11 protein-coding genes are annotated in these 12,281 nt (G+C 55.8%); 5 read left to right on the forward strand and 6 right to left on the reverse strand.

Annotated elements, in window-relative coordinates:
• Window positions 1-54: 54 nt before the first annotated feature.
• From HCU74_RS03465 to HCU74_RS03475, 3 genes are read right to left on the reverse strand one after another with little or no spacing between them, the layout of a single operon-like run.
• On the reverse strand, window positions 55-987 hold the full coding sequence (locus tag HCU74_RS03465; RefSeq protein ID WP_168448992.1) for a VOC family protein: 933 nt from the start codon (window positions 985-987) through the stop codon (window positions 55-57).
• Window positions 988-1,021: 34 nt separating this feature from the next.
• A complete protein-coding gene (locus HCU74_RS03470; RefSeq protein ID WP_168448993.1) occupies window positions 1,022-1,777 on the reverse strand; it encodes an SDR family NAD(P)-dependent oxidoreductase in 756 nt (251 codons plus the stop codon).
• A gap of 46 nt (window positions 1,778-1,823) precedes the next feature.
• Entirely contained in the window at window positions 1,824-2,054 is a 231-nt protein-coding gene (locus HCU74_RS03475) for a ferredoxin (protein WP_168448994.1), read from the reverse strand.
• A 337-nt stretch (window positions 2,055-2,391) separates the two neighbouring features.
• On the opposite strand from HCU74_RS03475, the gene HCU74_RS03480 reads away from it, so the two are divergent.
• Window positions 2,392-4,857: a TonB-dependent receptor gene (locus HCU74_RS03480; RefSeq protein ID WP_168448995.1), complete on the forward strand. Its 2,466-nt coding sequence runs from the start codon at window positions 2,392-2,394 to the stop codon at window positions 4,855-4,857.
• Between the two features lie 132 nt (window positions 4,858-4,989).
• Entirely contained in the window at window positions 4,990-6,345 is a 1,356-nt protein-coding gene (locus HCU74_RS03485) for a phosphotransferase (protein ID WP_168448996.1), read from the forward strand.
• Between the two features lie 77 nt (window positions 6,346-6,422).
• Here the strand turns inward: HCU74_RS03485 and HCU74_RS03490 are convergent, their stop codons facing one another.
• From HCU74_RS03490 to HCU74_RS03500, 3 genes are read right to left on the reverse strand one after another with little or no spacing between them, the layout of a single operon-like run.
• Entirely contained in the window at window positions 6,423-7,244 is an 822-nt protein-coding gene (locus HCU74_RS03490; protein WP_168448997.1) for an SDR family NAD(P)-dependent oxidoreductase, read from the reverse strand.
• A gap of 45 nt (window positions 7,245-7,289) precedes the next feature.
• Window positions 7,290-8,483 (reverse strand): thiolase family protein, encoded by a 1,194-nt coding sequence (locus HCU74_RS03495; protein ID WP_168448998.1) that lies wholly within the window; start codon window positions 8,481-8,483, stop codon window positions 7,290-7,292.
• Complete coding sequence (locus tag HCU74_RS03500) at window positions 8,480-8,878, reverse strand: Zn-ribbon domain-containing OB-fold protein (protein ID WP_168448999.1); 399 nt, start codon at window positions 8,876-8,878, stop codon at window positions 8,480-8,482. Before HCU74_RS03500 ends, HCU74_RS03495 begins: the two co-directional genes overlap by 4 nt.
• 239 nt (window positions 8,879-9,117) lie before the next feature.
• On the opposite strand from HCU74_RS03500, the gene HCU74_RS20275 reads away from it, so the two are divergent.
• Genes HCU74_RS20275 through HCU74_RS03515 form a run of 3 tightly spaced genes read left to right on the forward strand, consistent with a single transcriptional unit; the run spans window position 9,118 to window position 12,157 of the window.
• The gene (locus tag HCU74_RS20275) at window positions 9,118-10,107 is read left to right on the forward strand and encodes a fumarylacetoacetate hydrolase family protein (RefSeq protein WP_168449000.1); all 990 of its coding nucleotides are present in this window, start codon (window positions 9,118-9,120) and stop codon (window positions 10,105-10,107) included.
• A gap of 59 nt (window positions 10,108-10,166) precedes the next feature.
• Window positions 10,167-11,555 (forward strand): aromatic ring-hydroxylating dioxygenase subunit alpha, encoded by a 1,389-nt coding sequence (locus HCU74_RS03510; protein WP_168449001.1) that lies wholly within the window; start codon window positions 10,167-10,169, stop codon window positions 11,553-11,555.
• Window positions 11,556-11,596: 41 nt separating this feature from the next.
• Window positions 11,597-12,157, forward strand: coding sequence for an aromatic-ring-hydroxylating dioxygenase subunit beta (locus HCU74_RS03515; protein ID WP_168449002.1), 561 nt, complete (start codon window positions 11,597-11,599; stop codon window positions 12,155-12,157).
• The last annotated feature ends 124 nt before the right edge of the window (window positions 12,158-12,281 follow it).

Here is a 12,281-nt window from a genome sequence, read left to right on the forward strand (position 1 = left end):
TCGCCCGGAGAAGGAGTGATCGGCGCTGCCGCGAGTCGGCAGCGCCGTAGCGGCTTACTTGCCGAACAGTTCCGGGTAGACCACGTCGGGGGCCTGTACGCTGGGGCCGACTATAGGGCCGACAATTTCATGTCCCCAGGTACTCATCGACTCAGGGTTGAGTTCAAAGGGGTCGCCTTCCCAGGGCTCCAGCTCGGTGATGGTCTCGAAGGCAAAGCCGGAGGGGTTAAAGTGGTAGAACGACATGTGGGGATCCTGGGTGTGCTGACCCAGGGTCATCATCATTGGCATCTCATGCTTTTTTACCAGGTCGTAGGTTTCGCCAACATCACGTACGCTCTCTACGAATAGGCCAACGTGCTGCACCCCCATGCGTCCAGGGGCGATGCCATAGGCAATGTCATGACTGGTCTGGTGGTTGCTTTTCGTGCGCCAGAAGCTGGTTTTGCCCTTGCCCGCACCCCAGCCGTACCACTGGAACTGCATCACTTCGCGCAGGAAATGATCCAGTTCCGGACTTTCCTGGGGGGCCATCAATACCACGTGGCCCGCACCGCGATCGCCACAGACGAAACCGCCGTGGGGACGACCCGGGTTGAAGGAGCGCGGGCTCCACTTCTGGGCATAAAAGATTTCGTACTGATAGCCGACCGGGTCGCGGAAGCGAATCAATTCCTTCACTCCGCGGGTTTCACAAAGGGTGGCGTCGCCAATGGTAAATTCTATACCGTGGCTTTCCAGGTGTTTCAATGCGTCGAGATACGCCAGACGATTCCGCGCTTCCCAGCCGATGTAGCTGATGCGGTCGATCTTGCCGGGGTGAAGGGCGATGCGGTGACGACGGTCGTCCAGTTTGAAATACAGTGACTCGGGGTCGGACTCCGGGTTTTTGCCAAGCTGAAAACCCATCACCTCGGGACCGTAATGGCGCCACTCGTCCATTTTGGCGGTTTCAAAGCCCAGGTAGCCAATGCCAATTAAATCCATGATTCTCTCCTGACGATATTATTGTGAGATGCGCTCAGGTCGCCAGCATGCCGCCGTCAACAACAAAGTCTGAGCCGGTAAGAAATGACGCCTGATCCGAGGCCAAATAGAGAGCCATCGAAATAACGTCCGAGGGCTCGCCGAGGCGATCGAGCAATACGCCGCTGAGCAATTGTTCCTTTACCGCCGTGTTGGCAATAAAAGGTGCTGTGCCGGGAGTCTTGATAAAACCGGGGCTGATACTCACAGCCCTGATCCCCCTTTTAGCGCCCTCGGCGGCCAGCTGTCTGGTCATGGCCACGATCGCACCTTTGGTGGCGCTGTGGGCGACTTTGCCTGTCGCAGTGGTACCCCGCCATGCCGCCGTCGAACCCATGTTGATTATCACTCCCCCGCGGGGGATATGGGGCCAGGCAAACTTGGTGGAAAAGAACACGTTGTCGAGCTCGTTGCGGGTGGTGAAGTACCAGTCGTCTACAGAATAGTCTTCGAGGTTGCCAAACCGGGCCGCAGACGCATTGTTAAACAGTATGTCTATGCGGCCAAATCTCGCTACGGCATCGTCGATCCACTGAGCGGCCTGTTCGGGATCGCCAAGATCGACGCTGCCGCTGCCGTGGAGGGTGAGTCCGTCGGCGGCAAGGGCATCAACGGTGGCCTGTTGATTTTCGGCAGAGAGGTCGCAGCCGAAAACAACCGCCCCTTGCTCGGCGAAGCGGCGCGCGGCTTCCGAGCCGATGCCACCGCCACTGCCACTGATTAAAACAACCTTGTCTTGCAGGCTTTTCATTATTGTTTGCCCTTTAAGTTAAACAGATTTAGCTATTTTATCTCTTCTAGTCGATCAGGGTGACTTTGAGAACTTCCGCCGGACAGCACTCTGCGCCTTCTATAGCAGATTCTACGAGATCCCCGGAGACGGTATCGGTGGCGAGATAAACGATGCCGTTATCGTCTAGCTTGTAGATTTCCGGGCACATGGACGCGCACAGGCCGTAACCGCAGCAGTTGGGAATGTCTGCGGTAATTTTGTACGTACTTTTACTGATGTTCGCGGCATTTGACATGATTTTTTCTACTCCGAAATGGTCCTGGCTGCTTTTTCAGCCACTTTTTTATTGTTTAACACCGAAATTATTTTACACACAAATTAAAAATATGTCACTATTAGCTCATGCCCGAATGTTTGGGTATGGCAATCGAAGGCTGGCGCCATGCCAGTTTCGATGGTTCGGTGATGAAAACATAATAAATGGATTGTCCGTACTGAATTGCGTCGGCGTGCCCCAGGTTTTATGTCGACTGGTTGCTCCTAACGTTAGCACATTGTTGCCAGTCAACTATGCTACAAGAGCGATGAGTCCCGTCACTGCATCTAAAAAAAATAACCAGAGAGGATAGAAAATGGTATCCGTAACCAAGCGATCCAAGGTGTTCTATACGTCAGCCCTGAGCGCCGGCATTCTCGCAGCGTCCGGCTTGGCCTATGCGCAATCACCCGCGGAGACAACTAAAAAAGAGAGCCTGACTCTCGAAGAGGTGTTGGTTAGCGCTCGTCGCAGTGAAGAGGGCGCGCAGAATGTACCGGTCACGGTCGACGTTCTTGACACCGATGGCCTTCGCGAGGCGACCATTGTCAGCACCACAGACCTGCAACAAAATGTTCCCGGTATTTTTCTTGGTGGTAGCGGCGGCCCGCAGAATCCGCTGTATGTTATCCGCGGACAATCCAAGGGTTTGATCGGCACCACTTCTCCCGCGGTGGTCAGTTATTATGCCGAGGTGCCGCAACCTTCCTGGGGGAGTGCGGTGCCCCAGTACGATATGGCAAATATTCAGGTATTGAAGGGGCCGCAGGGCACCCTCTTTGGCCGCAATACTACTGGCGGCGCTATCCTCTATTCTCCCGCTGCGCCGGAGCACGAGTTTTCCGGTTTCATTAATGGCACGCTGGGACGTCACAAGCAAACCCGCTTGCAGGGTGCGGTGAACATTCCTCTGATTAAAGATCAGCTTGCCGCAAGGGTGGCAGCGGATTTCCACAAACGCGATGGCTACGTCAAGAATATCGGCGAGGGGGATGATCTCGAAGCCATTGATACCGAGTCCTTCCGTATTTCACTGCTGGCGGACTACGGCGCACTGCGCAACACGTTTATCTACGACAGCTTCTCCAGCGACAACGACGGTTTTAATATTCATCCGCAAACCGTTTATGAGCCATCTGCACTGAACCAGCTGGGTATCGCGGAGGAGGTCAAGGCCGATGTGGAGCGCCTGAAAGCGCTTGGGCCCCTCGTTAACGATTCCGCCTTTGATCAGCATGAGCGCAACGACCGTATCACGATTGTTAATCGCACTGAGTTTGACTTCAATGACAACGTCAGCCTGTTGAACCTGTTTGGTTATCAGGAAACCGATCTGGATTACGCGCCGAATATAGACGGTCTCGGGCTATATAAGAGCCCGGCAGTGGAGCAGGGGCTGATGCTCGCCTTCGGTCCGGCTTACCAGGATTCGCGTACCTCTATCGTGAAGGCGCGTTTGATTGACAAAACCAAGCAATTGAGCAACGAGCTGCAGCTGCGCGGCACCGCCTTTGACAGCCGCATGGAGTGGTTGCTGGGCGCCTTTTATTTGAAGAATGAGCCGGATGAAATCGGCCAGATCAACGGTACAACTGTGGCGCAGACCCAGTACGAAACCTCGATTCCCGGAATGGAAGTGGGCTATACCAACGGTGGTGCCCAGCATTTCTTCCTCACCGACGAATCCCGCGCGCTGTTCGCCCGTACTGAATACGATCTGTCTGAAACCCTTGCTGTCGAAGTTGGCGTGCGCTACACCGAAGACGAGTTTGAACTGTGTTTGGGTTCCGACACCAAGCCCCAGTGGTTGGGTTCTGATCCCACCTACTTTGACGAGGCGGCCTGTCGTCGCGGTGATACCGACGTCATCGTGAATTCGGCTGTGGTGACTGAAAGCTCGGAAGCGCTGACCTGGACGCTGGGCTTGAATTGGCAGGCGACTGACGACGTCTTCGCCTATGGTGTCCTGCGTCACGGCTACCGTGCCGGTGGCGCCAACGGCCCCATCTTCAGTGGTGATCTGGCCAGCTACCAGACCTTTAAGCCGGAAGAGGTCGATGACCTGGAGCTGGGGGTTAAAGCTGACTGGAATATCAATGAGATTCCCGTGCGGACCAATCTGTCTTACTTCTATGGCAAGTACGAAAATGCCCAGGCTGACCTTGCCGGTGGTGTGACAACTGCGCGCAACTGTACCCCCACGGGTTCGGCGCAGCCCGGGGTTGACCCAGATGGTGACTGCTCAAGCAGCAATGATCCTACCGGCGGCGCGATTGTGTTTAACATTGGTGATACCAGTGTTAAAGGCGTCGATATGGAAGTGACGGCGCGCTTTACCCAGAGTCTGACGGTCAGTGTGAACGCTACCGTTCAGGACGCGGATATCGACAAAATCTACGACCAGCCCAATGCCTACATTGACGCCAAGGTCAGCAGTGCGATTCCCTTCCTGTACTTCACCAATTCGGTGGTTCAGGCCAACGTAAACTACAGCATCCCGATGGGTAAAACTGCTGAAGAGCTGTCGTTGAACATGAATTACTACAAGACTTCTGCGGCGGACAAGGGTGATACCGATATTCCCGCCTACGATCTGGTGAATGTGCGCGCGGACCTCTACAACATCGCCGCGGCAAATGTCGATGTCGGGGTGTTTGTTAATAATGTGTTCGACGAGGAGTACGCGATTTCGTCGTCGATCTCCAGTCGCGCACTGGGTCTGGATTCCTTTGTGTTTGGTCCGCCACGTCTGTTCGGTGTTGACGTGCGCTACAACTTTTAAGTGATGGTGTAGTCCCCAAGCTTAACCGCCGGCCGAAAACCGGCGGTTTTTTTTGGTTCGTTGGCGGTGTTGACTCGCACAAAGGCGAAGCGAGTGGACGGCGGCGAACCGCACAGCCTTAAAGGAATTGCTATGGAACAGGATATTGATTACGCCGCGATGGAGGAAAAATTGCGCGCGCGAATAGAGGCATTACTCGATGGTCGAGTGGTGACCATGGAACGCCAGGTGCGCTGGCGTCCGTCGTGGTTTGCCGATGTTGAAACCGCTGCTGGTATGAAAAAGGTGTATGTTCGCGGCGATCGCCAGAGCGATGTGGTGCCTTTTCCCGAACTGAAGCGCGAGGCAGATATTTTACGGGTGCTCGGCGAGCAGGGGATTCCAGCCCCTGAGATCTACGGGATGTGTGACGATCCCGTCGCGATTATTATGGAGGCGTCCCCCGGTACGCGGGATGTGATCAACGCACGCTCGGACGAGGAACGCCGCAGCGTTGCCCGGCAATATATTGAATCGCTGGTGAAAATGCATCGCCTGCCCCTGGCGCCCTTTGAGGAGATTGGTATTGAAGCGCCAGAGGGGGCGGAAGAAATCGCATTGGCCGGCGTGAAAGCCTATATGCCGCTCTACCAAAAAAACAAGGTCAGCCCCGAACCCCTGATCGAATTTTCGCTGAAGTGGTTGCGTGATAACGTTCCTCAGCAGCGTACCCGTGCCAGCTTTGTCGCCTTTGATGCAGGACAGTTTCTGTTCAGCGAGGGGCAGATTACCGCACTCTACGACTTCGAATTCGCCATGATCGGCGATGCCATGACCGATATTGCGACAATGGCGATGCGCCATTCCTATGAGCCAACCGGTGACGCTATCTCATCGCTGATTGCCCACTACGAAGCCGTGTCCGGGGAGCCGGTAGATACCGCCGTGGTGCGCTATCACCACGCGGTGTTCGCCACCGTCGCCTGTATGCAGTTTGCCGGCGCGATCAAAAACCCCAAACCGGGTGATCCCCACGATGTGTATATGGAATGGGATATCGCCCTGCGCAAAACCCTGATTAACGCGCTGTCAAAAAATCTGGGTGTGGCCTTAACCGAGCCGCAAGCCCTCACGACGGTAGAGAATAAAACCAGTGCACTTAATACCATGCTGCTCGACAGCGGGCGGCAGCTCCCTGCGGATACTCCCCTGCAACAGGCTGCGGTGTCAGCTCATCAGCGCCTGCTGGAATACAACGAAGCGATGCAGCGCTGTGGCGGCGAACTGGATATGTGGGCTGAACAGGAGGCGCGAGCCTTTGTCGGGGAATGTGGCTCACCCGGGGAGCTGGATGAGAAGCTGGAGGGCTATGTGCAGCAGGCGGGACCAGAGGATTACGGCCCCTTACTGCAGTACTTCTCAAGGCAGCTCGCTCGGCGGATGCAGGCCACTGCAAACATTGCTATTGGTGTTTCAGCCCAACATATTCAGGATGATATTCTGGATTGATTTACCGGGGTGGCGGTGACCCGCAGGGGGCGCCGCCGTACTTCAGGGGCAGTGTTCAGGTGCGCGTTGTTCAGGTATTAGTCTTCGCCAACATAGGGGGCGGTGTGGGCCCAGCGCTCTACCAGTTCCTCCCGTCGCCTGGCGCCGAGGCCCGCCTGTTCTTCCTCGTCGGCGGGGTGGACGAAGGTGGGGCCATTGGGTAGCTCGCGCAGAGCGATACTGACAACAGTTTCCGCCGGGTAGACACCGGGTATCGTCGGCTGATCCCATCCGTCGATATTGGATGTCTGCATCTGCTTGCGCAGGGTCGGTGTATCCACCACCATAATCAGAAAGTTCAGCACATCGACATTTTTATCCTGCAGCTCCATCCACAGTGATTCACCGAAGTTCAGCATAAAACCTTTGGTGGCGGTGTACATTGCGTATTTCTTATTGCCACCCAGTGCGGCGTGAGACCCCATTAACAAGATGCCGCCGCGGCCGCGATTTACCAGTTGTTGACCGACGTGGTGGCTTATTTCCATCAGGCTGGATGCCCCCAGCGCCAGCAGGTTTTGCCAGTCCTGCAAGGGGGCGTTGAGGAAGGTGCTGGCGTAGGCGGGTGCGCCTGCGTTGTAGACCAGCAGCCCGATATCCAGGCCGTCGAGCTGTTGGCAAACTCCGGCAGGGCCGTCCGGGCTGCTTAGGTCAGTGGCAATAACTTTGCTTTCGACACCGTACTGGCCGGCCAGTTGCTCAGCGAGTTCGGCCATGGCGCTGGCATTGCGTGCGATGAGTACGCAGTTCAGCCCCTTGGCCGCAAGCTGGTGGGCGCAGGCGGCGCCGGTGCCGTGGGAGGCGCCTACAATTAATGCCCAAGGGCCGTACTTGTCCTTGAATTGCTGGTCAGTTTGCATGGTTTGTTCCTTGTTATTGTGTGGTGTAAACCGAGGCATTCAGGCTCAGTCTTTAACCAGCAGCAGACTGCTGGCGAGGGGGCCGCCCCCTGCCGCCGTCACGGCGACATTCTGGTTGGCAAGCTGCCGCGGGCCGCTGCGTCCCCAGAGCTGTTCGCAGGCTTCAACCACATAGCCCAGGCCGTGAGTTCTGCCCCCGGAGAGTTGCCCACCGTTGGTATTGATCGGCATTTCACCGCTGCGGGATATCCGCGTGCCGCCATCGACAAAGGCACCGCTTTCGCCCCGTGGACACAGCCCCAGAGCCTCCATCCAAATCAGCGCAAAAATTGAAAAGCCATCGTAAAGCTGGGCATTGTCGATGTCTTTGGGTTGCAGGTCGGTGCGCTGCCACATCATGTCAGCCGCGTCGATTGCCGCCATGCCCGTCAGGTCGATTTGATCCCAGCTCCAGGCCTGTTTCAGCGCCGAGCCGATGGCGTCTATGCGAATAGGCGGGTTGCGCAGATCTTTGGCGATATCCTTGCGGGACAAAATAATGGCAATTGAGTTGTCGCAGTGGACATCGCAGTCAAACAGGCGCAGTGGCGAGGAAATCATTCGTGAGGACAGATACTGGTCCATCGTCAATGGCGTGCGGAACACGGCATTGGGGTTCAGCTCGGCATTGCTGCGGCAGGTGAGGGCGATTTGCGCCAATTGCTCTTCGGTGGTGCCATATTCATGGAAGTGGCGCTGGGCGTACATTGCGGCAAGGTTAATTGCTGAGCGAACATTGAAGGGGGTATACCACTGCCAGAAGAAGCTGCTATCGCGGCCCACGGTTTTATTGTTCAAGGCCGAGGCGGTTTTATCGGTTTGACGACGGCTGGATTCGGTGATTGTGCGAAACACCAGCACGTGATCGCACAGGCCGGTGGCAATCGCCATGGCGCCATTAATAACCCCGGCCAGTGGGCCGGGGGCCTCGTAGCCCGCGCCAAACCAGTTGACCTTCAAACCGAGGGTAGAAATCAGCGCGTTGGGGCCGATGGGAGAAAAGGCGTCGCCGTTATTGTTGTCTCCGGGCCAGCAGGCGACACCGTCAATATCGTCCTTGGTCAAGCCGGCATCGGCCAGCGCCTTGAAGCAGGCGTCGGAGGTCAGCTGCATAGCAGTTTTCGTTGATGGCCGACCGACTTCGGATTGGCCTACACCGGTAATAGCGACATTCTTCTCGCCGTAATGGGTTGTTTTCATACCACCACCTCAAACTGGGGAATCCACACGTCCTCGACCTGAACAAAACCGACCTTAACGGCCTGGTCGATGGCGACTGAGTCGGGGTCTGTCCCCACAATATTGCTGACCAACCGCAACCCGGATTGTTCTTCAAGCTCGACAATGGCGATGACGTAGGGCACCTCCAGGTCTTTTGCCCAGGGCTGGTAGTTCACGGTATAGCTGACAATATGACCCCTTCCCGAGACAGCCCTGGCTTCGACCTGGCTGCCGTTGCAACGCTGGCAGATGGCGGCGGGGGGGTGAAAGTATTGGCTACAGTCGTTGCAGAAGTGGATCAGCAGCTGCTGATGTTCGCCACCTTGCCAAAATTGACAGTTGTCGTCGTTGAGTGCGGGGAGCTTTCTGCTCATAGGATTTGCCTTTGTACAGCGGTTAACGATGATTTTTTTACTTATAGTCAAATGATCCGTGGATCAAGTATGTAGACAGAATATACAAATATGTTTAGTATTTTCCAAGATAAATTCATAAAAACTGATTTCTGGCGTTTTCAGCAAGGCGTTAAAACAATGAAAACCCGCGATTTCACGGCCTTTGCCGTCGTTATTGCACACCGCTGAAAATACCGACCTGTACTCAGGAGTATTATGTGCGTTTAGTAACCTTTATCGACAGCGATGGTCGCCCCCGTGCCGGTGCCTTCATCGACAATGACCAGGCAGTAGTCGATCTGCAAGGCGCATCGCTGGCCGTGTCGCAGAAAGAGCATATGGCCTTTACCAGTGTGCTTGCCTTGCTCGAAGCCGGCGACGACGCCCTGAATCAGGCGAAAGCCCTGGTGGCCAAGGCGCCGTCAGCTGCGGTATTGCAGCGCAGCAACGTGAAATTGTTGGCGCCGATTCAGCCGCCGCCGCAAATTCGCGATTGCTCCTGTTTTGAACTGCACCTTCAACAGTGCTACGAATCGGCCCGTCGCGCCAAGGCATCCCGCGCGGCAGATCCGGAGGCCGCGCTGCGCGACATGGACACCAGTGAAGACGATCGCGTGCTGGAAACCTTTAATCGCCAGCCAATCTATTACAAGGCCAACCGCTTTGCGGTGATCGGCCCCGATGAGCCGGTGATCTGGCCCTCCTACAGCCGGTTGATGGACTTTGAACTGGAGTTGGCCTGTTACATTGGCAAGGGTGGCAAGAATATTAGCCGGGATCAGGCCCGCGCCCATATCGCCGGCTTTACTATCTTCAACGATATGAGTGCCCGGGACGCCCAGGGGCGGGAAATGCCCGGCAAGCTGGGCCCCGCAAAGGGCAAGGATTTCGACACCGGTAACGTGATGGGGCCTTGCCTGGTCACCGCTGACGAAATAGAAGATCCCTATAACCTGACCATGGTCGCCCGGGTCAATGGCGAGGAATGGGGGCGGGGCAGCACTGCGGATATGCGCTGGCAGTTTGAAGATCTGATTGAGCACATTTCCCGCGACGAAACCCTCTACACTGGAGAAGTACTGGGTTCGGGTACCGTCGGTAACGGCTGTGGTCTTGAGCACCTTCGCTACCTCAAGCCCAACGATGTGGTTGAGCTGGAAATTGAGCAAATTGGCATATTGGCCAGCCAAATTATCAAGGCTGAATGAATAAAGAATAACGTTCGTTATGTTGAATAGCGACTGATGGTTTCAAAAGGAGAGTAACAATGAGCGGCAACAATAATAGAAGATTGGCTGACGGATCGACGATTGCAGACCTCATTGATCTGGATCGCCGTGAAGTGCAACTGCGCACACTGTCTGATCGGGAGATTTACGAGTGGGAGCAGGAGAAAATTTTCGGCAAAACCTGGCTGTTGCTGGGCCACGAGTCGGAGATTCCCAACGACGGTGATTTTGTGCAGCGTTTTATGGGTGACGACTCGGTGATTGTGGCCCGCCACAAGGGCGAGGTGTTTGTGTCACTCAACGTCTGCCCTCACCGGGGGATGAAAATTACCACCCAGGACGCCGGTACTGCGTCAATCCACAAATGCATTTATCACGGCTGGGCCTTCCGTGGAAACGGCGATTTCCTCGGTTCGCCGGTTGCTGACCAGTGTATGCACGGCACCATCAGCACCAAGGAAGAGCTGGCCCTTAAACAGGCGCGGGTAACGCTCTACGGTGGTTTGATTTTTGCCACCTGGAATATCGATGGTCCCTCCTTTGAAGACTTCCTGGGCGATGCCAAATGGTATTACGACATGCTGTTTTGCCGTTCAGACAAGGGTATGGAAGTGGCCGGGCCGCCGCAGCGCTTTGTGGTGCGGGCTAACTGGAAGGCCGCGGGTGAGCAATCTGCCGCCGATGGCTTCCACACCCTGACCTTGCACCGTTGGTTGGGCGAGGTGGGTAACTACAAAAAAGACGATGGCGAAAGCGGCGACCTGACGCCTGAGATGTTCGGTGCCGAGGTCAGTTCGCCCCACGGTCACGCCCTGCGTTGTATCGACCTGAACCGCAAGATCCGCCGTCTGACCGGCAAAGACCCGGAAGAGTTGTCGACAGAAGAGAAGCTGCGTGTATTGCCGCCACCGGGAATGACCGGCGAGGCCTTTGAGCAGCTCAAGCGCAACCTGTCGCCGGAGCAGCTGGAAGTGATGGCGTGGATGCCGCCGCAGGTGGGCGGTATGTTCCCCAATGTGCTGTTCGGTTATGTCTACATTCCCCAGGCCGACGGCTCGGTAGTGGGCTCGATGACCCTGCACGCTTACGTGCCCAAAGGCCCGGACAAGCTGGAATTCACCAACTGGATTTTCGTCGAAAAAGACACGCCACCAGAGCTTCGCGAAAAAATGGTCATGCAGACGATTCAGCTGTTTGGCACCTCGGGCATGGTTGAGCAGGACGATTCCGACACCTGGCCCCATATGACCCTGACCGCCAAAGGTCCCCAGGGGCGCTTTTCTACCATGAAATACCAAGCGATGTACGAAACCGGCAAGCCCGAGGGTTGGCCGGGACCGGGTATCGTCAACGAAGGCTTTACCAAGGATGACACTCAGTGGCACTGGTGGAAGTACTGGTACGACCTGATGACTGCCGAAGATTGAGATTGCGCTAATTTTAAAAAGAATTGAAAACAGGTGAAATCATGACTAGTGAAAACGCATCCGTAGATTTTTTCGAGCAGTGCGGCGACGAACTTGCCATTGGCAGCGAAATCTACAACAAAGTGCTGGGCTTTTATCACAAGGAAGCCCGGCTGCTGGACAATCTGAAGTTTATGGAGTGGGCTGAAACCCTCGCCACAGACATTCAATACAATGTGCCGATTCGCCAAACCCGTTTGGTGAAGGACTCCCAGTCCTCGGTGCTGTATTCCATGCGTCATATGTACGAGGACTATCGCTCGCTGATGGGCCGAGCGATGCGGCTGAGCGGCAACAGTGCATGGGCGGAAGACCCAGCCTCGCGCACCCGCCGTTTTGTCAGCAATCTGGCGGTGTTTGCAACCGGCACCGAGGGGGAGTACGCGGCAGTCAGCTACTTGCTGATTACCCGTAACCGCTTTGATGACGACCACTTCGATCTGATTCCCTGCGAGCGTCGCGATATTGTTCGTTTGGAAGATGGTGTGTGGAAGCTGGCCAAGCGCGATGTCATTCTCGACCAGGTGTTACTGGGTACGCCCAACCTGGCGATATTCCTCTAAAGCACTGATGACGACCACTTCGATCTGATTCCCTGCGAGCGTCGCGATATTGTTCGTTTGGAAGATGGTGTGTGGAAGCTGGCCAAGCGCGATGTCATTCTCGACCAGGTGTTACTGGGTACGC

The organism is Spongiibacter thalassae, from assembly GCF_012272835.1.
GTDB classification, from domain to species: Bacteria; Pseudomonadota; Gammaproteobacteria; order Pseudomonadales; family Spongiibacteraceae; genus Spongiibacter; species Spongiibacter thalassae.